The organism is Citrobacter sp. RHBSTW-00524 (genome assembly GCF_013747755.1).
GTDB classification, from domain to species: Bacteria; Pseudomonadota; Gammaproteobacteria; order Enterobacterales; family Enterobacteriaceae; genus Citrobacter; species Citrobacter braakii.
Genome location: NZ_CP056421.1, coordinates 4,893,232 through 4,916,602, shown reverse-complemented (window position 1 = coordinate 4,916,602; position 23,371 = coordinate 4,893,232). Strand labels below are relative to the sequence as shown.

General features: G+C 53.5%; 21 protein-coding genes. 12 read left to right on the top strand and 9 right to left on the bottom strand.

Features of this window, described 5'->3' with window-relative positions; genetic code table 11:
• Positions 1 to 131 precede the first annotated feature (131 nt).
• Entirely contained in the window at positions 132 to 1,763 is a 1,632-nt protein-coding gene (locus HV229_RS23590; protein ID WP_181546519.1) for a Na/Pi cotransporter family protein, read from the top strand.
• A 56-nt stretch (positions 1,764 to 1,819) separates the two neighbouring features.
• On the opposite strand, the gene pepE is transcribed toward HV229_RS23590, so the two are convergent.
• Both pepE and HV229_RS23580 read right to left on the bottom strand, forming a co-directional pair.
• A complete protein-coding gene (gene pepE / locus HV229_RS23585) occupies positions 1,820 to 2,509 on the bottom strand; it encodes a dipeptidase PepE (RefSeq protein ID WP_016155430.1) in 690 nt (229 codons plus the stop codon).
• A 156-nt stretch (positions 2,510 to 2,665) separates the two neighbouring features.
• Positions 2,666 to 3,085, bottom strand: a complete 420-nt coding sequence (locus HV229_RS23580) for a rhodanese-like domain-containing protein (RefSeq protein ID WP_047357746.1) — start codon at positions 3,083 to 3,085, stop codon at positions 2,666 to 2,668.
• An 84-nt stretch (positions 3,086 to 3,169) separates the two neighbouring features.
• Between HV229_RS23580 and ftrA the strand changes: the two genes are divergently transcribed.
• Both ftrA and rluF read left to right on the top strand, forming a co-directional pair.
• Complete coding sequence (gene ftrA / locus HV229_RS23575) at positions 3,170 to 4,150, top strand: transcriptional regulator FtrA (protein ID WP_142418262.1); 981 nt, start codon at positions 3,170 to 3,172, stop codon at positions 4,148 to 4,150.
• 68 nt (positions 4,151 to 4,218) lie between these two features.
• Entirely contained in the window at positions 4,219 to 5,094 is an 876-nt protein-coding gene (gene rluF / locus HV229_RS23570) for a 23S rRNA pseudouridine(2604) synthase RluF (protein ID WP_016155331.1), read from the top strand.
• Here rluF and HV229_RS23565 read toward each other — a convergent pair.
• The 3 genes from HV229_RS23565 to lysC form a co-directional block, all read right to left on the bottom strand.
• On the bottom strand, positions 5,091 to 5,363 hold the full coding sequence (locus HV229_RS23565; RefSeq protein ID WP_003826541.1) for a DUF3811 domain-containing protein: 273 nt from the start codon (positions 5,361 to 5,363) through the stop codon (positions 5,091 to 5,093). The genes rluF and HV229_RS23565 overlap by 4 nt on opposite strands.
• A gap of 101 nt (positions 5,364 to 5,464) precedes the next feature.
• Positions 5,465 to 6,391 (bottom strand): ketopantoate/pantoate/pantothenate transporter PanS, encoded by a 927-nt coding sequence (gene panS, locus HV229_RS23560; RefSeq protein WP_019077880.1) that lies wholly within the window; start codon positions 6,389 to 6,391, stop codon positions 5,465 to 5,467.
• Between the two features lie 92 nt (positions 6,392 to 6,483).
• The gene (lysC, locus tag HV229_RS23555) at positions 6,484 to 7,833 is read right to left on the bottom strand and encodes a lysine-sensitive aspartokinase 3 (RefSeq protein ID WP_080860367.1); all 1,350 of its coding nucleotides are present in this window, start codon (positions 7,831 to 7,833) and stop codon (positions 6,484 to 6,486) included.
• A gap of 302 nt (positions 7,834 to 8,135) precedes the next feature.
• On the opposite strand from lysC, the gene pgi reads away from it, so the two are divergent.
• The 5 genes from pgi (at position 8,136) to HV229_RS23530 (ending at position 14,027) form a co-directional block, all read left to right on the top strand.
• The gene (gene pgi / locus HV229_RS23550; RefSeq protein WP_016155434.1) at positions 8,136 to 9,782 is read left to right on the top strand and encodes a glucose-6-phosphate isomerase; all 1,647 of its coding nucleotides are present in this window, start codon (positions 8,136 to 8,138) and stop codon (positions 9,780 to 9,782) included.
• Between the two features lie 470 nt (positions 9,783 to 10,252).
• The gene (gene yjbE, locus HV229_RS23545; protein WP_181546517.1) at positions 10,253 to 10,495 is read left to right on the top strand and encodes an exopolysaccharide production protein YjbE; all 243 of its coding nucleotides are present in this window, start codon (positions 10,253 to 10,255) and stop codon (positions 10,493 to 10,495) included.
• 63 nt (positions 10,496 to 10,558) lie between these two features.
• On the top strand, positions 10,559 to 11,197 hold the full coding sequence (locus HV229_RS23540) for a YjbF family lipoprotein (RefSeq protein WP_181546515.1): 639 nt from the start codon (positions 10,559 to 10,561) through the stop codon (positions 11,195 to 11,197).
• Positions 11,194 to 11,931, top strand: coding sequence for a capsule biosynthesis GfcC family protein (locus tag HV229_RS23535; RefSeq protein ID WP_181546513.1), 738 nt, complete (start codon positions 11,194 to 11,196; stop codon positions 11,929 to 11,931). The genes HV229_RS23540 and HV229_RS23535 overlap by 4 nt, the downstream gene beginning before the upstream one ends.
• The gene (locus tag HV229_RS23530; protein WP_181546511.1) at positions 11,931 to 14,027 is read left to right on the top strand and encodes a YjbH domain-containing protein; all 2,097 of its coding nucleotides are present in this window, start codon (positions 11,931 to 11,933) and stop codon (positions 14,025 to 14,027) included. Before HV229_RS23535 ends, HV229_RS23530 begins: the two co-directional genes overlap by 1 nt.
• Positions 14,028 to 14,061: 34 nt before the next feature.
• Here the strand turns inward: HV229_RS23530 and HV229_RS23525 are convergent, their stop codons facing one another.
• Positions 14,062 to 14,517, bottom strand: a complete 456-nt coding sequence (locus HV229_RS23525; protein WP_161784581.1) for an acyltransferase — start codon at positions 14,515 to 14,517, stop codon at positions 14,062 to 14,064.
• A gap of 135 nt (positions 14,518 to 14,652) precedes the next feature.
• Between HV229_RS23525 and psiE the strand changes: the two genes are divergently transcribed.
• On the top strand, positions 14,653 to 15,063 hold the full coding sequence (psiE, locus tag HV229_RS23520; protein ID WP_003031674.1) for a phosphate-starvation-inducible protein PsiE: 411 nt from the start codon (positions 14,653 to 14,655) through the stop codon (positions 15,061 to 15,063).
• Between the two features lie 366 nt (positions 15,064 to 15,429).
• Here psiE and malG read toward each other — a convergent pair whose 3' ends face one another.
• The 3 genes from malG to malE form a co-directional block, all read right to left on the bottom strand.
• A complete protein-coding gene (gene malG / locus HV229_RS23515) occupies positions 15,430 to 16,320 on the bottom strand; it encodes a maltose ABC transporter permease MalG (RefSeq protein ID WP_016155340.1) in 891 nt (296 codons plus the stop codon).
• A 14-nt stretch (positions 16,321 to 16,334) separates the two neighbouring features.
• A complete protein-coding gene (gene malF, locus HV229_RS23510; RefSeq protein WP_047357738.1) occupies positions 16,335 to 17,879 on the bottom strand; it encodes a maltose ABC transporter permease MalF in 1,545 nt (514 codons plus the stop codon).
• A 187-nt stretch (positions 17,880 to 18,066) separates the two neighbouring features.
• Complete coding sequence (gene malE / locus HV229_RS23505; RefSeq protein WP_016155342.1) at positions 18,067 to 19,257, bottom strand: maltose/maltodextrin ABC transporter substrate-binding protein MalE; 1,191 nt, start codon at positions 19,255 to 19,257, stop codon at positions 18,067 to 18,069.
• A gap of 359 nt (positions 19,258 to 19,616) precedes the next feature.
• Between malE and malK the strand changes: the two genes are divergently transcribed.
• From malK to malM, 3 genes are all read left to right on the top strand, one after another.
• The gene (gene malK, locus HV229_RS23500) at positions 19,617 to 20,726 is read left to right on the top strand and encodes a maltose/maltodextrin ABC transporter ATP-binding protein MalK (protein ID WP_016155343.1); all 1,110 of its coding nucleotides are present in this window, start codon (positions 19,617 to 19,619) and stop codon (positions 20,724 to 20,726) included.
• A gap of 176 nt (positions 20,727 to 20,902) precedes the next feature.
• Positions 20,903 to 22,261, top strand: coding sequence for a maltoporin (locus HV229_RS23495; RefSeq protein WP_047499541.1), 1,359 nt, complete (start codon positions 20,903 to 20,905; stop codon positions 22,259 to 22,261).
• Between the two features lie 113 nt (positions 22,262 to 22,374).
• Positions 22,375 to 23,322: a maltose operon protein MalM gene (malM, locus tag HV229_RS23490; RefSeq protein WP_016155345.1), complete on the top strand. Its 948-nt coding sequence runs from the start codon at positions 22,375 to 22,377 to the stop codon at positions 23,320 to 23,322.
• The last annotated feature ends 49 nt before the right edge of the window (positions 23,323 to 23,371 follow it).

The following is a 23,371-nucleotide window of genomic DNA, read 5'->3' as shown; positions in this document are numbered from 1 at the left end:
CTGAAAGAACGTTCATCGGTACTGCTTGCCGGATGGCACATTTTTGTCGGCCTGATAAGCGTAGCGCCATCAGGCGGTATGTCATTGCTATGAACCTCAGGAACATATAACGATAAGGAGAACCTGATTCCGTGCTAACTCTGTTACACCTGCTTTCTGCTGTCTCTATGCTGGTTTGGGGTACGCATATTGTGCGTACCGGCGTGATGCGTGTCTTCGGCGCCCGCTTGCGTACCGTTCTCAGCCGTAGCGTTGAAAAGAAGCCGCTCGCCTTTTGTGCGGGTATCGGCGTGACGGCGCTGGTGCAAAGCAGCAACGCCACCACCATGCTGGTGACCTCGTTTGTCGCTCAGGACCTCGTCGCGCTCACCCCTGCGCTGGTTATTGTACTCGGCGCCGACGTCGGGACCGCGCTGATGGCGCGTATCCTGACCTTCGATCTCTCCTGGCTGTCGCCACTGCTGATTTTTATCGGCGTGATCTTCTTTCTCGGACGTAAGCAGTCCCGTGTGGGGCAACTGGGGCGGGTTGGTATTGGACTGGGGTTGATTTTACTGGCGCTGGAACTGATTGTGCAGGCGGTAACACCGATCACCCAGGCTAACGGCGTACAGGTTATTTTCGCCTCGCTCACCGGCGATATCATGCTGGATGCGCTGATTGGCGCCATGTTCGCGATTATCAGTTACTCCAGCCTTGCGGCGGTGCTGCTAACGGCAACGCTGACCGCGGCAGGCATTATCTCGTTCCCGGTGGCGTTGTGTCTGGTGATTGGCGCCAACCTCGGCTCTGGCCTGCTGGCGATGCTTAATAACAGCGCCGCTAGCGCCGCCGCCCGCCGTGTGGCGCTCGGTAGCCTGCTGTTTAAGCTGGTGGGAAGCCTGATTATCCTGCCGTTTGTTCATCCGTTGGCTAATCTGATGGATGAACTGCCGCTGCCGAAATCTGAACTGGTTATTTACTTCCATGTCTTCTACAACCTGGTGCGCTGCGTGGCGATGGTGCCGTTCGCAGAACCGATGGCGCGTTTTTGTAAGCGCATCATCCGCGATGAGCCGGAGCTGGATGCGCATCTGAAGCCCAAGCATCTGGACGTCAGTGCGCTGGATACGCCGACGCTGGCCCTGGCCAATGCCGCTCGTGAAGCTCTGCGCATCGGCGACGCGATGGAGCAGATGATGGACGGGCTGAAGAAGGTGATGCACGGCGAGCCGCGTGAAGAGAAAGAGCTGCGCAGGATGGCGGACGACATTAACGTGCTATACACGGCAATCAAGCTCTATCTGGCGCGGATGCCAAAGGATGAACTGGCGGAAGAGGAATCACGCCGTTGGGCGGAGATTATCGAAATGTCGCTTAACCTCGAGCAGGCTTCCGATATTGTCGAACGTATGGGCAGTGAGATAGCGGATAAGTCGCTGGCTGCTCGTCGCGCATTCTCCGTGGAAGGATTGAAAGAGCTGGATGCGCTCTTCGATCAGCTGCTCAGCAATCTGCAGCTGGCGATGTCGGTGTTCTTCTCAGGTGACGTGACCAGCGCCCGTCGTCTGCGCCGTAGCAAGCACCGTTTCCGTATTCTCAACCGTCGGTATTCGCATGCGCACGTTGACCGTCTGCATCAGCAGAACGTGCAGAGCATCGAGACCAGCTCCTTGCACCTGGCGCTGCTGGGCGATATGCAGCGTCTGAACTCGCTGTTTTGTTCCGTGGCCTATAGCGTGCTGGAACAGCCGGATGAGGACGATGAGCGCGACGATTATTGAGTGAGGTGGACCGGGTGGCCGGATAAGGCATTTATGCCGTTATCCGGCAACGTCGGTTAGAAGCAGTGACCTGCTTCGAGGGCAACCGCGTCTTCACCCGCTTTAAAGACGTAAGTGGTGTTCGGACCGCCAAGAACCGCCTGGCCGTTACTCACCTTAATCCAGTTTCCTTCCGGCAAACCAATTACCGTCAGCTCTGGTGCCACAACCAGCAGCTCGCGAATACGCTGTTCACGCGTTTCGCCTTTGTGGCCTTCCGGAAGCGCATTGGTGAAATGTGGGTTAATCTGCAGCGGGAACAGACCCAGGGCATCAAAACCTTTTGGATCGACAATCGGCATGTCGTTGGTGGTGCGGATGGTCTGGCAGGCGAGGTTAGAACCTGCGCTCCAGCCGATGTACAGCGCACCGCGTTTGACGACATCCACTATCGGCGCCAGCAGTCCGCGCTCGCGGCTCTCTTTCAGTAACTGGAAGGTGTTACCCCCGCCGACAATCACCAGTTCTGCGTTTTCAATGGCAGCGATCGGATCGGCAACGGTATGAATGCCAGTAACGTTGACGCCCATTGGCGCAAAGATGGCTGCCGTTTTCGCCGTGTATTCATCCCAGGTTTGCGTCACGCCAGCGAACGGAATAAACACCGCCGTACGGCGACCATTCAGCTGCTCAGCAATCAGCGGTAGCGCATGTTCCATCCAGCCTTTGCCCGGCAGCGTCGAGTTACTCAATAAAAGCAGTTCCATCATTTCTCCATGTAATCAGAAAATTACAAACCGCGCTAATGCTACCACTATCAGCGTAACGCCTTACTGATATGGCTCACGATGTTGGAAGGGGGGAAAGCCGAACGGGTTAACCACAACCTCCTGTTGGAAAAGCCCGTTCAGACTTAACAACGATCAATCTATTGAAACAGCGTCCTTTTGCGTAGTGGCAAACGCCAGGCCTTCGTCCTCCCAGCCCTTAATACCACCAATCATTATTTTCACCGGTCGACCTAGCTGCGCCAACTTCAGCGCCGCGCGATCGGCCCCGTTACAGTGTGGGCCAGCGCAATAGACGACAAACAGTGTGTCCTGTGGCCATTTTTTCAAGGATTCCGTATTTATCAGTCGATGGGGAAGATGAATCGCGCCAGGGATATGACAACGGGAAAAACTCTCTGCACTCCCCACTACATGTAAAAGCACAAAATCTTTGTCGTCAGCAGCAATCGCGGAATGAACGTCAGAACAATCCGTCTCCATATTCAGACGTTGCTGGAAATGGGCGATAGCTTGTGCAGATGAAGCGGCTGGAATATCAGTTACGGTACTCATATTGTTGTTTTCTCTTGTGGTGAAATCAGCTGTTGTGTTACCTCTTATCTCATCAAAAAATTAACCTTGAAACACCCTCTGACCATGACAGATTCCGCCAGGATCATGACAACATCTTCTCGCCCGTTGGTCGTTGCACTCGCTTATGACGGGCTATGTACTTTCGAGTTTGGCGTCGCAGTGGAAGTTTTTGGGCTTCCGCGACCTGAACTGGGAGAGGGCTGGTATCGTTTTGCCGTGGCTTCGGTTGATCAAGGTGAATTAAGGGCAACTGGCGGGGTTCGTATCGTGGTGGACGGTGGGTATGAATTGCTGCAAGAAGCAGACACTATTGTCATTCCTGGCTGGCGTGACGTGAGCTCACCGGTCCCGGAAGCATTATGCGATGCGCTTCGTGAAGCACATCAACGCGGTTGTCGAATCATCTCTATCTGTTCTGGTGTATTTGTTCTGGCTGCGGCAGGTTTGCTGGATGACCGTAAGGCGACGACGCACTGGCGTTACGTCAGTGAACTCCAGCGACGCTTTCCCGCCATCAACGTTGTGGAAGATGTCCTGTATGTCGGTGACCACGACGTGCTCACTTCGGCAGGTAGTGCGGCAGGGATTGATTTATGTTTGCATGTGGTGCGCACTGATTTTGGACTTGAGGTTGCCAATAACGTGGCCCGTCGCCTGGTGCTGCAGCCCCACAGGGATGGCAGCCAGACTCAGCAGCAACTGCGTCCTGTTGCCCGCAGTCGGGAAAGCCAGCGTTTTGGTCTTTTGCTTGACTGGTTACATAACAATATCGCGCAGAAGCATACCCTTGACGCTCTGGCCAGCCAGGTCGGTATGAGTCCCCGAACGTTGATGCGGCGATTTCAGGAGTCAACGGGGCTTACTCCCGCACGTTGGCTGATGAATGAACGGCTAAACCGTGCGCAGCAGGCGCTCAATACATCCCATATCAGTATTGAGCAGATCGCGCAGCAAACCGGGTTCGGCAGCGCAAACTCTTTGCGTTACCACTTTCAAAAACGATTTGGTATCAGCCCGCAGGCATTACGTAATCAGATGCGATAGCACATTTTCACACTCTGCTTTTTTATCCCCCGCAAGGTAGGGTATATTTCGCTGTCAAAGGAGAAATTATGCTGCCCGACTCATCCATCCGATTAAATAAATACATCAGTGAAAGCGGAATCTGCTCGCGCCGCGAGGCGGATCGCTTTATCGAACAAGGGAATGTCTTCCTGAATGGTAAACGCGCCACCATTGGCGATCAGGTGATGCCTGGCGACGTCGTAAAAGTGAATGGTCGGTTGATTGAGCCGCGTGAAGCGGAAGATCTGGTTTTTATCGCGCTGAACAAGCCGGTAGGGATTGTCAGCACCACTGAAGACAGCGAACGCGACAACATTGTTGATTTTGTTAACCACAGCAAGCGCGTGTTCCCAATCGGTCGTCTGGACAAAGATTCCCAGGGACTTATCTTTCTGACCAACCACGGCGACCTGGTGAATAAAATCCTGCGTGCCGGTAACGATCACGAAAAAGAGTATCTGGTGACGGTAGATAAGCCGGTCACTGATGACTTTATCCGTGGGATGAGTGCCGGTGTGCCAATCCTTGGCACCGTTACCAAGAAATGTAAGGTCAAGAAAGAAGCGCCGTTTGTGTTTCGCATCACGCTGATTCAGGGGCTGAACCGCCAGATCCGTCGTATGTGCGAGCACTTTGGCTATGAAGTTACTAAGCTTGAGCGTACACGTATCATGAACGTTGGTCTGTCCGGCCTGCCGCTGGGTGAATGGCGCGACCTGACGGATGACGAACTGATCGACCTGTTCAAGCTGATTGAGAACTCGTCCTCAGAAGCCAAACCGAAGGCGAAAGCGAAGCCAAAAACCGCAGGCATTAAGCGCCCGGTGGTGAAAATCGAAAAATCGGCAGAGAAAGAGAAATCGCGCCCGGCGGCAAACGGGAAGCGTTTTACCTCGCCGGGGCGTAAGAAGAAAGGGCGTTAACGTCTGCCGCGCGTTGGCGTATTCGCTGACCAGGAAAATGATGCTTCCGCATCCGGTTTATAAGCCTGCTTTTTCTTCAACTGGCGGGCTTTTTTAGCTTCTGCTTCGCGCAAGGCCATCAGTTTATCGATGTACTCTTTCTTGATGCTGTTGGTCTCAGCGTTGGTTAGCAGCCGACCATGCGCAATGCGCGCGCGGTCGAGCAGCGTTTTCAGTTCACGCTGTTCGCGCTCGGTCATCTCTTTTTGGGTAATGCGGGGGAGTGCCATAAGGGTGCCCTCTGTTAGCCGATATCCGCAGTGTACGGCAAAGTGCAGAGGCTGGGTAGGCCGGATAAGGTGTTAGCCGCTATCCGGCCTGCCGCCGCCAATTAGCGGCGTTCTTTTTCTTCAATCGGTTTACCGGACCAGTAACCTGCCAGCAGCGAACCGGAAAGGTTATGCCAGACCGAGAACAACGCGCCGGGCAGGGCCGCAAGCGGGCCAAAGTAGATTTTGCCCAGCGCAGCGGCAAGCCCTGAATTCTGCATGCCCACTTCAATAGCCAACGTACGACAGGTTGACTCGTCGAAACCAAACAGTTTTCCGCCCCAGTAGCCGCCGAGCAAGCCTATGGTGTTATGCAGGATCACGGCGATAATCACCACAAAGCCGACAGACGCAATGTGCGAGGCGGAACCCGCCACGACGGCGCTGATGATCGCCAGGATGCACACCATAGAAAACGCCGGCAGATACGGTTCCACGGCTTTTACGACGCGTGGGAACAGATGGTGAATGACCAGTCCCAAAGCAATCGGAATGACCACGATCTGCAGAATACTCAGCAGCATACCCATCACATCCACCTGGATATGCGCGTCGACATACAGCCGTGTCAGCAGCGGCGTGGCGACAACGCCGACCAGCGTTGAAACCGATGAAATAGTCACGGAGAGCGCCACATCACCTTTTGCCAGATAGATCATGACGTTCGATGCCGTTCCGCTGGCGACGCTACCGACCAGCACCATCCCTGCCGACAGTTCCGGCGGCATATTAAATGCCAGCGCCAAAATCCATGCGGCGAGCGGCATCACCAGATAGTGCAGGAAAATACCCGCCGCGACAGGTGCGGGGCGTGAGAGTACGCGTTTAAAGTCGTCCACCTTCAGGTGAACGCCCATGCCGAACATGATCAGCATCAGCAACGACGGCACGAATGGCCCGACAGGCGTAAAGGTGGAGGGCGTGTAATACGCAATAACAGAGAGCAGCAGCGCCCATAACGGGAACAGCCGCGTGAGAGTAGCGAGCATGTTATCTTCCTTGCGATTGAAATGTGTTGTGTTGTTATAAAAAAGCCGGGTTCGAGCCCGGCTATAGTTATTGTTTATCGCGTGATGAAATATTATTCAAACAAATTATGGTGCAGCTTCTGTACCACCTGTTCGGCTTCGCTACCGGGCACCAGGAAGCACAGGTTATGGCTGGACGCGCCGTAGCAAATCATGCGGATGTTGAACGGCTCCAGTACACCAAACACCTCTTTACCCACGCCGCAGGCTTTGGACAGGTCGTTGCCAATCAACGCCACCAACGCCAGGCCTTCTTCGACTTCAACCCGGCACAGGGCAGACAGTTCCATCAGCAGAGATTGCGTTAACAGCGTATCGCCGGTGGAGGTTGAACCGGTGGTATCCAGCGTCAGCGCTACGCTGACTTCAGATGTGGTAATTAAATCTACCGAGATATTGTGGCGTGCAAGGATGCCGAACACTTCTGCTAAAAAGCCGCGAGAGTGCAGCATATTCAGGCTATGCAGCGTCAGCAGCGTCTGCTTACGGCGTAGCGCCAGCGCACGGAACAGCGGTGGATTCGCGGTTTTATTGCAGACCAGCGTACCGCCTGCTTTTGGATCCTTGCTGGAGCCAACAAATACCGGGATATCGCTACGTACGGCCGGCAACAGGGTTGCCGGGTGCAGCACTTTCGCGCCAAAGGTCGCCATTTCTGCGGCCTCTTCAAAGGCGATTTCATCAATACGCTGCGCTGCAGGAACAACGCGCGGATCGGTAGTGTAAATGCCTGGAACATCGGTCCAGATATCGACGCGCGTTGCGTGCAGCGCTTCGGCCAGCAGGGCGGCTGTATAATCGCTACCGCCGCGCCCCAACGTGGTGGTGCGGCCTTTGCCTTCGCTGCCGATAAAACCCTGAGTGATTACCAGACCTTCGCTCAGACGCGGGGCCAACTGAAGCGTTGCCAGTTCAGCCAGCGCCGCGACGTCGGGTTCTGCGCGACCAAAACGATCGTTGGTGCGCATCACTTTACGCACGTCAAACCACTGCGCTTGCACGCTGCGTTCACGCAGGATTTCGACGAACAACAGGGTAGACATCAGTTCACCGTGGCTGACCAGTTCGTCGGTCAGGGCGGTTGAGGTCGCCAGTGACGCCGCTTCTGCCAGCGTGGTGATGTTTTCCAGCAGACGTTCAATCTCTTCACGAATTACGTTCGGATAACGCAGGCGTTCCAGAATATTGAACTGAATTTGACGAATGGCGTCGAGTTTTTCGAAGCGCTCGGTTGGCTCCAGCCCTTCAGCCAGTGCGACCAGCAGGTTGGTAATTCCAGCGGAAGCGGAAAGTACCACTACACGGACGTTAGCATCAGAAAGTACCACATCAGCGCTGCGATTCATGGCATCAAAATCCGCCACGCTGGTACCGCCAAACTTGGAGACAACTACATCAGTCATAACTACCTCGTGTCAGGGAATGAATAGAGCGACCATGGCACATAAGGCAGAACGAAAACCGGTGCAGGCGCAAATGCAAATACCGTATTTATAAATAAAATGTGTAGCTTGCACTGTCAACGCTGGGATTATGCGGATTTTTCATGCTGCGTTTCCGTTCAGTAACAGCGCTTATAACATCTATACTTTTTACCCTGGTTCGATGGATACAAGGGCGATGGCATTAAAACAATCACACTTTTCTGTGACTGGCGTTACAATCGATCTCAGTCACAATTCTCAAAATCAGAAGAGTATTGCTAATGAAAAACATCAATCCAACGCAGACCTCAGCCTGGCAGGCACTACAAAAACACTTTGAAGAGATGAAAGACGTTACTATCGCGGATCTGTTCGCGAAAGATAGCGATCGTTTCGCTAAATTTTCCGCGACGTTTGACGATCTGATGCTGGTGGATTTCTCCAAAAACCGCATCACTGAAGAGACGCTGGCTAAACTGCAGGATCTGGCGAAAGAGACCGATTTGGCAGGCGCCATCAAGTCCATGTTCTCCGGTGAGAAAATTAACCGCACTGAAGACCGTGCCGTGCTGCACGTGGCGCTGCGCAACCGTAGCAACACTCCAATCATCGTTGACGGCAAAGATGTGATGCCGGAAGTGAATGCGGTGCTGGAGAAGATGAAATCCTTCTCTGAAGCGATTATCTCCGGAAGCTGGAAAGGCTATACCGGTAAAGCCATTACTGATGTCGTGAACATCGGTATCGGCGGTTCCGACCTCGGCCCGTTCATGGTGACCGAAGCGCTGCGCCCGTACAAAAATCACCTGAACATGCACTTTGTGTCTAACGTCGATGGTACGCACATTGCCGAAGTGCTGAAGAAAGTGAATCCGGAGACTACGCTGTTCCTGGTCGCTTCCAAAACCTTCACCACTCAGGAAACCATGACTAACGCCCACAGCGCGCGCGACTGGTTCCTGGCGACCGCTGGCGACAACAAGCACGTTGCCAAACACTTCGCAGCGCTCTCCACTAACGGTAAAGCGGTTGGCGAGTTCGGTATTGATACCGCCAATATGTTCGAGTTCTGGGACTGGGTTGGCGGTCGTTACTCCCTGTGGTCTGCAATCGGTCTGTCCATCATCCTTTCTGTGGGCTTCGACAACTTTGTTGAGCTGCTTTCTGGCGCGCACGCCATGGACAAACACTTCTCCACCACTCCGGCGGAGAAAAACCTGCCGGTGCTGCTGGCGCTGATCGGTATCTGGTACAACAATTTCTTCGGTGCTGAAACCGAAGCGATTCTGCCGTACGACCAGTATATGCACCGTTTCGCGGCCTACTTCCAGCAGGGCAATATGGAATCCAACGGTAAATACGTTGACCGTAACGGCAATGCGGTGGATTACCAGACAGGCCCAATCATCTGGGGTGAGCCGGGTACTAACGGTCAGCATGCGTTCTACCAGCTGATTCATCAGGGTACCAAAATGGTTCCGTGCGATTTCATCGCTCCGGCAATCACCCACAACCCGCTGTCGGATCACCATCCGAAACTGCTGTCTAACTTCTTCGCTCAGACCGAAGCGCTGGCTTTTGGTAAATCTCGTGAAGTGGTTGAGCAGGAATACCGCGACCAGGGTAAAGATCCGGCAACGCTTGACCACGTTGTGCCGTTCAAAGTGTTCGAAGGTAACCGTCCAACTAACTCCATCCTGCTGCGCGAAATCACACCGTTCAGCTTGGGTGCGCTGATTGCACTGTACGAGCACAAAATCTTCACTCAGGGCGCGATCCTGAATATCTTCACCTTTGACCAGTGGGGCGTTGAGCTGGGCAAACAGCTGGCGAATCGCATTCTGCCAGAGCTGAATGATGATAAAGAAATCACCAGCCATGATTGCTCAACTAACGGTTTGATTAACCGTTATAAGTCCTGGCGTTAATCTGTTTCTTCCTTCGAGCCGCAGCGCTGTTGGCTGCGTTCGTTAACCCCGGTCGCATAACTATCTATGCTCCCGGGGATTAACGATCTTGCCGTCTTGTTGCAATTCGAATGAATTTGCAGATTACTTATAAAAAAAGCCGATATTAATATCGGCTTTTTTTATAATCTGGCTCCCGAATATCTACGTTTTTGCTTTACACCTTTATTGAGCTTAATCCTAAAATAATTCATTCAACGTTATCGTGTTTCTGGTTTTTTCAGAATTACCGGATGTTGTGTTTTTGTTTTTATATTTTAACTTTTTGATTGTATTGATTTAATTATCTGTCGTTAATCATTTTATTTCTTGCTATCTAATTATCCTAAATTCCCGCCTGGCGTAATTTGCACACTTTGGCTTGTGTATACTCGAACTCGCCCGAAATTCTTTTGGGTAAATCTCCATTCATACAATGAAGGGAATTTGTGATGAAAAAAGTTCTGTATGGCCTTTGGGCTATATCTGCGCTTGCGGCGACTTCTGTCTATGCTGCCCCCGTTCAGGTGGGTGATGCTGCAGGGTCGGCTGCCGCGTCGGTTTCGGCAGGAAGTTCCTCCGCAACCAGCGTGAGCACCGTAAGTTCTGCGGTGGGGGTTGCCCTTGCGGCAACCGGTGGCGGCGATGGTTCTAACACCGGAACCACAACCACCACAACCACCAGTACCCAGTAATACCGGTACGTTTAATTCTAACCACACTTCGGTGTGGTTATTTTGCCGCTGCGGAGAAATGTCGTGAAGCGACCAGCGCTGATAATGGTTTGCCTGTTATTACAGGCGTGCTCAGCCACCACCGAAGGGCTGGGTCATTCGCTATGGGATAGCGTGTTTGGTACTCCCGGCGTACAGATGACGGACGATGAAATCAAAAACATGCCCTACGCCAGCCAGTACATGCAGCTCAACGGCGGCCCACAACTGTTTGTGGTACTCGCGTTCGCGGAAAACGGACAGCAGAAATGGGTGACTCAGGATCGGGCCATTCTCGTCACGCAGTCTGGGCGCATGGTGAAAACGCATCTCGGCGGGGATAACCTGATCGAGGTGAATAATCTGGCGGCAGATCCGCTCATCAAACCAAACCAGATAGTCGATGGGGCAACGTGGACCCGCACGATGGGCTGGACCGAACATCAGCAGGTGCGCTATGCCACCGCCCACTCGGTTTTCGAATGGGATAGCACTGACACCATTAAGGTTGGTAGCGAAGATACGCCAGTACGGATCCTTGACGAAGAAGTCACCACCGATCAAACGCGCTGGCATAACCGCTACTGGATCGACAGCGAAGGGCAGATTCGCCAATCGGAACAGTATCTTGGCGCACGTTACTTCCCGGTGAAAATCACGCTGATTAAGGCGGCAAAATCATGATGAAACGAGCCGTTGTGGCGCTGCTATTGAGCCTGAGCGCAGCGTCAGTTTTTGCTGCGGGTAGCGTTAAGGTCTTTACCTCCGCCAGCGAAGAGCCAAAAACGTTGACCGGGGCCGAACATCTGCTCGACCTGGTTGGGCAGCCGCGGTTGAGTAATAGCTGGTGGCCAGGAGCGGTTATCAGCGAAGAGCGGACAACGATGGAGGCAGAGCGTCAGCAGCAGGCATTACTGGCTCGTCTGGCGATGCTCAGCGCTGAAGAAAGCGGTGACGATGCCACGGCTATCAACGCATTACGCCAACAAATTCAGGCGCTGAAGGTGACCGGCAGACAGAAGATTAATCTCGATCCGGATGTTGTGCGCGTCAGTGAGCGAGGCAACCCGCCGTTGCAGGGCAATTACACGCTGTGGGTCGGACCGCAGCCAACGGATATAACGCTGTTTGGCCTGCTAAGTCATCCGGGTAAACAACCGTTTATACCCGGGCGCGATATCGCCAGCTATCTCGATGGGCAACGTCGGCTCAGCGGCGCAGATCGTAGCTACGCCTGGGTCATCTATCCCGACGGACGCACGCAAAAAGTCCCGGTCGCCTACTGGAACAAACGTCACGTTGAGCCGATGCCCGGCAGCATCATTTTTGTCGGGCTCTCTGATGCTGTCTGGCGCAGCACCCCGGATGAAATCAATGCCGACATTCTTCGCACCCTGACTCAGCGGATACCCGAATAATGAGAAAAACTTATCTGCTCAGCTTACTGGCGCTGGGCGTAAGCGTTGCCTGCCATGGTGAAACCTGGCCCGCGCCCATTGGACCTTCCCAGTCGGATTTTGGCGGCGTGGGACTGCTGCAAACCCCAACCGCACGCATGGCGCGTGAAGGCGAAATGAGCCTTAACTACCGCGATAACGATCAATACCGTTACTACTCTGCGTCGGTACAACTCTTCCCCTGGCTGGAAACCACCCTGCGCTATACCGATGTGCGTACCAAAAAATACAGCGGCGTGGAGTCGTTTTCTGGCGATCAGACTTATAAAGATAAGGCTTTTGATCTCAAACTTCGCCTGTGGGAAGAGAGCTACTGGATGCCGCAGGTGGCGGTTGGCGCGCGGGATATCGGCGGAACCGGCCTGTTTGATGCGGAGTATGTGGTGGCGAACAAAGCCTGGGGCCCGTTTGATTTCTCTCTCGGCCTTGGCTGGGGATATCTCGGGACCAGCGGCAACGTTAGCAATCCGTTTTGCTCATACAGTGATAAATTTTGCCATCGCGATAACAGCTACAAGCAGGCCGGTTCTATTGACGGTAGCCAGATGTTCCACGGCCCGGCGTCGCTGTTTGGCGGCGTAGAGTATCAGACTCCCTGGCAGCCGCTGCGCCTGAAACTGGAGTATGAAGGTAATAATTACCAGCAGGATTTTGCCGGCAAGTTGGAGCAGAAGAGCAAGTTTAACGTCGGCGCTATTTATCGCGTCACCGATTGGGCCGACGTTAACCTCAGCTATGAGCGCGGGAACACCTTGATGTTTGGGGTCACGCTGCGGACTAACTTTAACGATCTGCGACCAAACTATAACGACAATACCCGCCCGAAATATCAACCACAGCCGCAGGATGCCATCCTGCAACATTCGGTGGTGGCGAATCAGTTAACGCTGCTGAAATATAACGCCGGGCTGGCGGATCCTAAAATTCAGGTGCAGGGCGATACGCTGTATGTGACGGGTGAACAGGTGAAATACCGTGATTCGCGCGAAGGGATCGAGCGTGCTAACCGGATCGTGATGAACGATCTTCCCGATGGGATCCGCACGATCCGCATTACGGAAAATCGCCTTAACTTGCCGCAGGTGACGACCGAAACGGAGGTTTCCAGCCTCAAGCGCCATCTGGAAGGCGAGCCGTTGGGCCATGAAACTCAACTGACACAAAAACGCGTCGAGCCCGTGGTACCGAAAACGACCGAGCAGGGCTGGTATATTGATAAGTCGCGCTTCAATTTCCACATCGATCCGGTGCTAAATCAGTCGGTGGGCGGCCCGGAAAACTTCTATATGTATCAGTTGGGCGTGATGGGAACGGCGGATTTGTGGGTTACCGATCATCTGCTGACCACCGGGAGTTTGTTCGCCAACCTCGCCAATAACTATGACAAGTTTAACTACACCAACCCGCCGCAGGATTCGCATTTACCACGCGTGCGTACCCATGTGCGTGAGTATGTGCAAAACGATGTCTACGTGAATAACCTGCAGGCCAACTACTTCCAGTCACTCGGAAATGGGTTCTACGGACAGGTTTACGGGGGCTATCTGGAAACTATGTACGGCGGAGCGGGGGCAGAAGTGCTGTATCGCCCGCTGGACAGCAACTGGGCGTTTGGTGTTGACGCCAACTACGTGAAACAGCGTGACTGGCGCAGCGCGCAGGACATGATGAAGTTCACCGACTACAGCGTGAAGACCGGGCATTTGACGGCTTACTGGAATCCTTCGTTCGCCCAGGATGTACTGGTGAAAGCCAGCGTGGGGCAGTATCTGGCGGGGGATAAGGGCGGAACGCTGGAAGTGGCGAAACGCTTTGACAGCGGCGTAGTGGTGGGGGGCTATGCGACCATCACCGACGCCTCGCCGGATGAGTACGGAGAGGGTGATTTTACCAAAGGGGTGTACGTTTCTGTGCCGCTGGATCTGTTCTCGTCAGGCCCAACCCGCAGTCGTGCGGCGATTGGCTGGACGCCGTTAACACGCGATGGCGGCCAGCAGCTTGGACGTAAGTTTGGTCTGTACGACATGACCAGCGACAGGAGTGAAAACTTCCGCTGATAGATGGCCGGATGGGACCTGCGCTTATCCGGCTCTATAAACGACGTAATAATTTTGCCGGATTTCCCGCATACACGCCTTTCTCGGTGATCGATTTGGTCACCACGCTCCCCGCGCCGACGACCACGCCATCACAGATAGTGACCGCCAGAATGGTCGCTCCGCTGCCGATCGAGACATCGTCGCCAATCGTAATACGTCCCCAACTGTTGCGGTCGGCATTGGGTTTTCCTTCGCGAAACATATCGTTGGCGAACATCACGCCGTGACCGATAAAACAGCGAGCGCCGAGGGTGACATATTCGCAGATGAAGGTGTGCGACTGAATTTTGCTGTCTGCGCCAATCTGCGTATTACCCTGGATTTCAACAAATGGTCCGACAAAAACGTTGTCCCCTAATGTGCAGTCGTAGAGATTTGCGGGTTCATAGATCACCACGTTCTCACCGCAGGTAACGTTGCGAACAGCGGATTGTCTGAGCTGCATAATTCATCCTGTGAAATGTGTCGTGACATACATCATTCCCTGCTGACCTTTCTTGCACAAAATATAAACAAAAAATGTAGATCTCTGTCACATTTTTGCGTTATACAGGAACCTTGCCACTGAGTAAGAGGTGCTGTTATGACGTCGCTATCTCGTCCGCGCGTGGAGTTTATCTCCACTATTTTACAGACCGTGTTGAATCTGGGGTTGCTGAGTCTGGGCCTGATCCTGGTCGTATTCCTCGGGAAAGAAACGCTGCATCTGGCGGATGTGCTGTTCGCGCCGGAACAAACCAGCAAGTATGAACTGGTGGAAGGGCTGGTGGTTTACTTTCTCTACTTTGAATTTATCGCGCTGATTGTGAAGTACTTTCAGTCAGGTTTTCACTTTCCGCTGCGCTACTTTGTCTATATCGGGATCACTGCGATTGTGCGGCTGATCATTGTCGATCATAAAGCGCCGATGGATGTGCTGATCTATTCTGCGGCGATCCTGCTGCTGGTGATCACCCTGTGGCTGTGTAATTCCAAACGGCTGAAGCGAGAGTAAAAGACAACACGCCGCAATTGGGCTGCGGCGTGTTTTGGGTAAAAATTACTGCGCAGAGGCCGGCTGGGTTTTCTCCGCCGCGGGTTCCCACAGTTCTTCAAATTTATCCACCGTCATGATCGCCAATACGGTAAAGCTAAGGTTGATAACGCCTGCGCCAAACTAATTCTGTTTAATTTTCGAATTTCAGGCGAAAAATTGATTTGCAGTGATGGGGAGCACGAAAGGAAATAATCGTAAGCGTAATGCAAAATAACATAAAAAAGGGCGCTCCGTAGAGCGCCGAATAACAGTCACAGGTTGGGATAACATAAGTTGAGGGTTGCAGTGGCATTGCCCGTTGCCGGGCAGTTACTTCGGTAAAACTTAACCTTTCACACCACCCGCCGTCAGTCCGTTGACCAGCCAGCGCTGTGCCAGCAGGAACACCAGAGTGATCGGAATGGCTGAAAGTACAGCTGCGGCGGCAAAGTCGCCCCACAAATAGTTCTGTGGATTGAGGTACTGCTGCATACCTACCGCAAGGGTATAGCTGTTCACATCACGCAGCAGCAGTGATGCGACCGGTACTTCGGTAATCGCGGCAATGAAAGACAGAATAAACACGACCGCCAGAATCGGAACGGAAAGCGGCAGCAACACCAGGCGGAATGCCTGCCATGGCGTTGCGCCATCCAGCGCGGCCGCTTCTTCCAGCGAACCGTCGATGGTTTCGAAATAGCCCTTAATCGTCCACACATGCAGCGCAATACCGCCAAGATAGGCGAAGATCACGCCACCGTGAGTGTTCAGACCAATAAACGGAATGTACTGGCCCAGGCGGTCAAACAAAGCATACAACGCGACCAGAGACAGCACCGCCGGGAACATCTGGAATATCAGCATCCCTTTCAGCAGGGTTGCTTTGCCCGGGAAGCGCATACGGGCAAAGGCGTAAGCGCAGGTGGTGGAAAGCGTCACGATACCGATCGCGGTAATGGTGGCTACTTTCACCGAGTTCCACAGCCATAACAGCACCGGGAACGGCGGCGGTGTCACGCGGCCATCCGCATGCTCAACGCTAAAGCCCAACGCCAGTTTCCAGTGTTCCCAGGAGATGTTTTCCGGGATCAGGCTACCGGTGGCAAAGTTACCTTCACGCAGCGAGATAGCGATAACCATCAGCAGCGGGAACATGATCGCTGCAATGAAAATCAGCAGCAGCAAGTGCGTTGTTAAGAGACGCAGTTTCTGAGATTTGGGTTGTACCATAGCCATGTTCGTTGTCTCCCTTAATCAAACTTCATACGCGTGGCTTTCAGGTTCACGATGGCCAGCGCACCGACCAGCAGGAAGATCAGCGTGGCAATCGCCGCCGCCAGACCGAAGTCCTGACCACCGCCGCCTTCGAAGGCGATACGGTAGGTGTAGCTCACGAGCAGGTCGGTATAGCCTGCTGGCGTGGTGGTACCAAGACGGTCTGGACCACCGTTGGTCAACAGTTGAATCAGCACGAAGTTGTTAAAGTTAAAGGCGAAGCTGGCGATCATCAGCGGCGTCAGCGGCTTAATCAGCAGTGGCAACGTAATCTTAAAGAAGTTCTGGAACGGACCTGCACCATCCATCGCCGACGCTTCATACAGGTCGTCAGGGATCGCTTTAAGCAGACCCATGCACAGGATCATCATGTACGGGTAACCAAGCCAGGTGTTGACGATAATAATCATCGAACGCGCGGTGGTTGGGTCGCTGAACCAGGCCGGTTTGATGCCAAACAGTGCGCTCAGCATCATGTTGATTTCACCGAAGCTCTGGTTGAACAGTCCTTTGAAAATCAGAATCGAAATAAACGACGGTACGGCATACGGCAGAATCAGCAGGACACGGTAAATCGCTTTGCCTTTGAGAGACTCCCACTGTACGAGACAGGCCAGTACCATCCCCACGGCCACGGTGAGGATCACGGTCAGAACGGAGAAGACCACCGTCCAGACAAAGATGGCGAAGAACGGTTTCTGAATGCCTTCGTCGGTAAATACGCGGGCGAAGTTGTCCCATCCGATGGCAACGGTATAGCCTGGGCTGAGTTTTTCGTTACCCCAGCTACCGTCAGCGTTAATTGCCTGATAATAACCAATATCGTTGTTGGCGCGGTATTTTACGCCGCTTTGGCTGTTGGTGAGCGTGCCGTCATCAGCGAGCGTATAGAGTGGCTGCGTGCCGGAAAACTGGCGCAGTGAACTCATAATCACTTTGCTTTCATCTGGCAGGATGGCGGTGAGTTGGGTTAACGCCTGGCGATTTTGCGTGATGATACGCAGCGTCGCACGTTCGCCCTCTGGCAGCGCCTCGGCTTCTTTCAACTGCAGTTTCTGTTCGCCGCCAAATTTAAAGGCGTCGGAGAGATAATTCTTGCCAGTTTCACCGTCGGTGAGGGCCAGTTGCCACTCCGTACCCGCCGGATACAGGCCGAAGTTGTAGGTTTTCCCCGCCTGATAAGAACGGTCCATCAGGACTTCCTGAGCACGTTCAAAGGTCAGTTGGTTGGTGCTGCTGTAGTTGGTAAAGGCAATTGCGATAGTACAAATTAGCGGAAACAGGACAAACAGCCCCATCCCTGCAACGCCTGGGTAAACATAGCGCCAGGCGTAGGCTTTACGGTTAGCAAAAATATACAGGCCAGCAGAGCTTAAAATCAGCGTCATGATGGCAAACAGGTACTCCCCCTGAGCATACATCAAAACAACAAGGTAACCGACCAGCAGCCCAAGCAGACCCATCACTGACCATTTCAGCCGGTCGCTTTGCCACCAGTGTTTCTTTTTAATGACATCCATGGGGATCAATCCTCTTTACGCTTTATCCTTCGCACTACCTCTTTGTTGGCTGCGGAAGCTCACCCCAGTCACTTACTTATGTAAGCTCCTGGGGATTTGCCTCCTTGCCGCCTCGATGTAGCGCGAATGATTTCGCGTAACAACGTATTCAATAAACCTGATTCCCTAAGAAATAAGGGAAACCGTATTACTTGGTGATACGACCTTGTGCATCTTTCAGCGCGGCATCGACGGTCTGACGGCCGCTGGCAGCGTTGATCACTGCGGTACGAACGGCATACCAGAATGCGGACATCTGCGGGATGTTCGGCATGATCTCGCCTTTCTGGGCGTTATCCATGGTGGCCGCGATACGCGGGTCTTTTGCTAACTGATCCTGGAAGGATTTCAGCGCAACCGCGCCCAGCGGTTTGTCCTTATTCACTTCATCCAGACCCTGATCGGTCAGCAGGTAGTTTTCGAGGAACTCTTTTGCCAGTTCTTTGTTCGGGCTGGCAGCGTTGATACCTGCGCTCAGAACGCCCACGAACGGTTTGGACGGTTTACCCTTGAAGGTTGGCAGCAGGGCAACGCCGTAATTCACCTTGCTCTTATCGATGTTGGACCACGCCCACGGACCGTTGATGGTCATCGCGGTGTCACCTTTGTTAAAGGCCGCTTCGGCGATGGAGTAATCGGTATCCGCGTTCATGTGTTTGTTCTTGATCAGATCAACCAGGAAGGTCAGACCCGCTTTTGCGCCCGCGTTGTCCACGCCCACGTCTTTCACGTCGTACTTGCCGTTTTCAAACTTGAACGCGTAACCGCCGTCGGCGGCAATCAGCGGCCAGGTGAAGTACGGTTCTTGCAGGTTGAACATCAGCGCGGATTTCCCTTTCGCCTTCAGTTCTTTATCCAGCGCAGGAATTTCTTCCCAGGTTTTTGGCGGGTTCGGAACGAGGTCTTTGTTGTAAATCAGCGACAGCGCTTCAACCGCGATCGGGTAGGCAATCAGTTTGCCGTTATAGCGTACGGCATCCCAGGTGAACGGATAGAGTTTGTCCTGGAACGCTTTATCTGGGGTGATTTCAGCCAGCAGGCCAGACTGAGCATAGCCGCCAAAACGGTCATGTGCCCAGAAGATGATGTCCGGGCCATCGCCAGTCGCGGCAACCTGTGGGAACTTCTCTTCCAGTTTGTCCGGGTGCTCAATGGTGACTTTGATACCGGTGTCTTTCTCGAATTTTTTGCCCACTTCAGCGAGGCCGTTATAGCCTTTGTCGCCGTTAATCCAGATAACCAGCTTACCTTCTTCAATCTTGGCGAGAGCCGAGGCGGAAAACATCATCGTCGTTAATGCAGACAATGCGAGGATGCGTGCGCCAGTTTTGATTTTCATAGTTCCCATCCTGTTTGGTGATTTTGCAGAGGTGGCTTAACGGTTACTAGTTTCTTTATACGACAACCTCTTTCCATCCTCCTTACCCCTACGCCCCACCCGCTCTTTATGTGATCTGTGTTACATAAATGTGAGTATTGCGTACTGGCGCACATAAAAACCCACTGATTTTTGCAGGCTGCATCACGAAATTCCTCCGCGGCGTGCGGCCCGGGTCTCAGACGCTGTTCTCTCATCCTCCCGCCTCCTCCCCCATAAAAAAGCCGGGGGTGGAGGATTCACGCAGTCAAGGGATCACGCATAGTCAGCCCATCATGAATGTTGCTGTCGATGACAGGTTGTAACGAAGGGAGAAGGGCATGGCGAGCGTACAGCTGCGAAATGTAACGAAAGCCTGGGGTGACGTGGTGGTATCGAAAGATATCAATCTCGACATTCACGAAGGGGAATTCGTGGTGTTTGTCGGACCGTCAGGCTGCGGTAAGTCGACCTTGCTGCGTATGATCGCCGGACTTGAAACCATCACCAGTGGCGACCTGTTTATCGGGGAGACCCGGATGAACGACATTCCCCCCGCCGAACGCGGCGTGGGCATGGTCTTTCAGTCCTACGCGTTGTATCCCCATTTATCCGTCGCAGAAAACATGTCGTTTGGCCTCAAACTGGCTGGCGCAAAAAAAGAGGTGATGAATCAGCGCGTGAATCAGGTCGCGGAAGTTCTGCAACTGGCGCACCTGCTGGAGCGTAAACCGAAAGCGCTTTCCGGCGGACAACGTCAGCGTGTGGCGATTGGCCGAACGCTGGTTGCCGAGCCGCGCGTATTCCTGCTGGATGAACCGCTGTCGAACCTCGACGCCGCTCTGCGTGTGCAAATGCGTATTGAAATCTCCCGCCTGCATAAACGTCTGGGCCGCACGATGATTTACGTCACCCACGATCAGGTCGAAGCGATGACGCTGGCCGACAAAATTGTGGTGCTGGATGCCGGTCGCGTAGCGCAGGTCGGCAAACCGCTGGAGCTATACCACTATCCGGCTGACCGCTTTGTGGCGGGCTTTATTGGTTCGCCGAAGATGAACTTCCTGCCGGTGAAAGTCACAGGGACGGCCATCGATCAGGTGCAGGTTGAACTACCCAACCGCCAGCAAATATGGCTACCGGTGGACAGCCATGCGGTACAGGTTGGTGCCAACATGTCTTTAGGTATCCGCCCGGAACATCTGCTGCCCAGCGATATCGCCGATGTCACCCTCGAAGGTGAAGTGCAGGTGGTCGAGCAGCTTGGTCACGAAACTCAAATTCATATCCAGATCCCCGCCATCCGTCAAAACCTGGTTTACCGCCAGAACGACGTGGTGTTGGTAGAAGAGGGTGCCACATTCGCTATCGGCCTGCCGCCAGAGCGTTGCCATCTGTTCCGTGAGGATGGCACTGCATGTCGTCGGTTGCATCAAGAGCCGGGCGTTTAAGGTCCCCATAAAAAACGAAACGCAAAGCCATTCGAAGCTACATCGAGGCGGCAAGTAAATGAATCCCCGGGAGTGTACAAAGAGTACGCGACTGGGGTGAAAGAACGCAGCCAACAAAGAGGCAGCCCGAAGGGGGACGCGTTTAAAGAAAAGCAATGATCTCAGGAGATAGAACGATGATTACTCTGCGCAAACTCCCTCTGGCGGTTGCTGTAGCAGCAGGCATTATGTCTGTTCAGGCAATGGCTGTAGATTTCCACGGTTACGCTCGTTCCGGTATTGGCTGGACAGGGAGTGGCGGTGAACAACAGTGTTTCCAGGCAACCGGTGCACAAAGTAAATACCGTCTCGGTAACGAATGTGAAACCTATGCGGAAATCAAATTAGGTCAGGAAGTGTGGAAAGAAGGCGATAAGAGCTTCTACTTCGACACCAACGTTGCTTACTCCGTCGCACAGCAGAATGACTGGGAAGGCACAGACCCGGCATTCCGTGAAGCAAACGTGCAGGGTAAAAACCTGATCGAATGGCTGCCAGGCTCCACTATCTGGGCCGGTAAGCGCTTCTACCAGCGTCATGACGTACACATGATCGACTTCTACTACTGGGATATTTCAGGTCCTGGCGCCGGTATTGAAAACATCGATCTGGGCTTCGGTAAACTGTCTTTGGCAGCGAGCCGTTCACAGGAAGCGGGTGGTTCATACGCTTTCAGCAGCCAGAATATCTATGATCGTACCAAAGACACCGCGAACGATGTATTTGACGTTCGTTTAGCGCAGTTGGCAACTAACCCGGATGGGATGTTGGAACTGGGCGTTGACTATGGTCGCGCGAATACCACCGATGATTACAGGCTGGCGGACGGCGCATCTAAAGATGGTTGGATGTTCACCGCTGAACATACCCAGAGCATGCTGAAGGGCTACAACAAGTTTGTCGTTCAGTACGCCACAGATTCCATGACCACCCAGGGCAAAGGCCTGAACCAGGGGTCTTATGGTTCTTCCACTACGACCATTGAAGATCCCGTTACTGGCGTTAAAACCAACTATGCCAACAATGTTGTGAATAACAACGGTAGCCTGTTCCGCGTGCTGGACCACGGTGCAATCTCCCTGGGCGACAAGTGGGACCTGATGTACGTCGGTATGTATCAGAACCTCGACATGGATAACGACCTGGGGACCGAATGGTACACCGTCGGTATTCGCCCGATGTATAAATGGACGCCAATCATGAGCACCCTGCTGGAAGTCGGTTACGACAACGTCAAATCTCAGCAGACCAGCGATCGCAACAGCCAGTACAAAATCACCCTGGCCCAACAATGGCAGGCGGGTGACAGCATCTGGTCTCGTCCGGCAATCCGCGTCTTCGCAACCTATGCAAAATGGGATGAAGAGTGGGGTTACATCAAAAATGGTAACGACGTAACCAAATTCGCAGCGGCAACGAACTCTGGCCTCAGCACAACCAGCCGTGGCGACAGCGATGAGTGGTCCTTCGGTGCCCAGATGGAAATCTGGTGGTAATTCAGCACTAACCTGACGTAAAGACCGAAAGAGGGGCGCAAGCCCCTCTTGATTACGGTTTAGCGCGCTATTGCCTGGCCACCGCTGAACCCATGCTATCTGAGGTGATAACAATGAAAATGAAGAAAAGTCTCGTTGCCCTTTGTTTATCTGCAGGGTTATTTGCCAGCGCTCCTGGCATCAGCCTAGCCGATGTGAATATTGTTCCGCAGAACACCACCGCGGCCCCATCTATTCCCACTGCGGCGCTGCAGCAGTTAACCTGGACGCCTGTTGATCAATCCAAAACCCAGTCTTCGCCGCTTGCGACAGCGGGTCAGCGTCTGGATGTCGCCGGTATTACTGGCCCGGTCGCTGCGTATAGCGTCCCGGCGAATATTGGCGAGCTCACCCTGACGCTGTCCAGTGAAGTGAATAAACAAACCAGCGTATTTGCGCCAAACGTATTAATTCTTGACCAAAACATGACGCCATCTGCGTTCTTCCCCAGCAGCTATTTTACCTACCAGGAGCCCGGCGTGATGAGTGCCGATCGTCTGGAAGGGGTAATGCGTCTGACGCCAGCGCTGGGTCAGCAAAAACTCTATGTTTTGGTCTTTACCACTGATAAAGATCTCCAGCAGACCACAACCCTGCTTGACCCGGCAAAAGCCTATGCCAAGGGCGTAGGTAACGCTATTCCGGATATTCCAGACCCGATCGCCCGTCATACCACCGACGGTTTACTGAAACTGAAAGTCAAAACCAGCTCCTCCTCCAGTGTTCTGGTCGGGCCGCTGTTTGGCTCATCCGGCCCTGGTCCTGTCACGGTGGGCAATACCGCCGCGCCTGCGGTGACCTATGCGGCTCCGGCAGCAGCCGTTGCTGCTCCAGCGCCACAACCGGTGAAGAAAAGTGAGCCGATGCTGAACGACACGGAAAGTTATTTTAACCAGGGCATTAAGGATGCCGTTGCGAAAGGCGATGTCGATAAAGCGCTGAAGCTGCTTGATGAAGCTGAGCGTCTGGGATCCAAATCTGCCCGATCCACCTTTATCAGCAGTGTAAAAGGCAAGGGGTAAACATCGCCCCGCATTGTTGATTTTGCAACAACTGGTGCGTCTCCTGGCG

What these genes read in the sequence shown, in the direction of transcription:
- malG (WP_016155340.1), bottom strand. Translation starts at nt 16,320, where the DNA reads ATGGCTATGGTACAACCCAAATCTCAGAAACTGCGTCTCTTAACAACG.
- malF (WP_047357738.1), bottom strand. Translation starts at nt 17,879, where the DNA reads ATGGATGTCATTAAAAAGAAACACTGGTGGCAAAGCGACCGGCTGAAA.
- rluF (WP_016155331.1), top strand. Translation starts at nt 4,219, where the DNA reads ATGCTGCCCGACTCATCCATCCGATTAAATAAATACATCAGTGAAAGC.
- malK (WP_016155343.1), top strand. Translation starts at nt 19,617, where the DNA reads ATGGCGAGCGTACAGCTGCGAAATGTAACGAAAGCCTGGGGTGACGTG.
- psiE (WP_003031674.1), top strand. Translation starts at nt 14,653, where the DNA reads ATGACGTCGCTATCTCGTCCGCGCGTGGAGTTTATCTCCACTATTTTA.
- malM (WP_016155345.1), top strand. Translation starts at nt 22,375, where the DNA reads ATGAAAATGAAGAAAAGTCTCGTTGCCCTTTGTTTATCTGCAGGGTTA.
- HV229_RS23580 (WP_047357746.1), bottom strand. Translation starts at nt 3,085, where the DNA reads ATGAGTACCGTAACTGATATTCCAGCCGCTTCATCTGCACAAGCTATC.
- ftrA (WP_142418262.1), top strand. Translation starts at nt 3,170, where the DNA reads ATGACAGATTCCGCCAGGATCATGACAACATCTTCTCGCCCGTTGGTC.
- pepE (WP_016155430.1), bottom strand. Translation starts at nt 2,509, where the DNA reads ATGGAACTGCTTTTATTGAGTAACTCGACGCTGCCGGGCAAAGGCTGG.
- panS (WP_019077880.1), bottom strand. Translation starts at nt 6,391, where the DNA reads ATGCTCGCTACTCTCACGCGGCTGTTCCCGTTATGGGCGCTGCTGCTC.
- HV229_RS23565 (WP_003826541.1), bottom strand. Translation starts at nt 5,363, where the DNA reads ATGGCACTCCCCCGCATTACCCAAAAAGAGATGACCGAGCGCGAACAG.
- HV229_RS23530 (WP_181546511.1), top strand. Translation starts at nt 11,931, where the DNA reads ATGAGAAAAACTTATCTGCTCAGCTTACTGGCGCTGGGCGTAAGCGTT.
- HV229_RS23495 (WP_047499541.1), top strand. Translation starts at nt 20,903, where the DNA reads ATGATTACTCTGCGCAAACTCCCTCTGGCGGTTGCTGTAGCAGCAGGC.
- lysC (WP_080860367.1), bottom strand. Translation starts at nt 7,833, where the DNA reads ATGACTGATGTAGTTGTCTCCAAGTTTGGCGGTACCAGCGTGGCGGAT.
- pgi (WP_016155434.1), top strand. Translation starts at nt 8,136, where the DNA reads ATGAAAAACATCAATCCAACGCAGACCTCAGCCTGGCAGGCACTACAA.
- yjbE (WP_181546517.1), top strand. Translation starts at nt 10,253, where the DNA reads ATGAAAAAAGTTCTGTATGGCCTTTGGGCTATATCTGCGCTTGCGGCG.
- malE (WP_016155342.1), bottom strand. Translation starts at nt 19,257, where the DNA reads ATGAAAATCAAAACTGGCGCACGCATCCTCGCATTGTCTGCATTAACG.
- HV229_RS23535 (WP_181546513.1), top strand. Translation starts at nt 11,194, where the DNA reads ATGATGAAACGAGCCGTTGTGGCGCTGCTATTGAGCCTGAGCGCAGCG.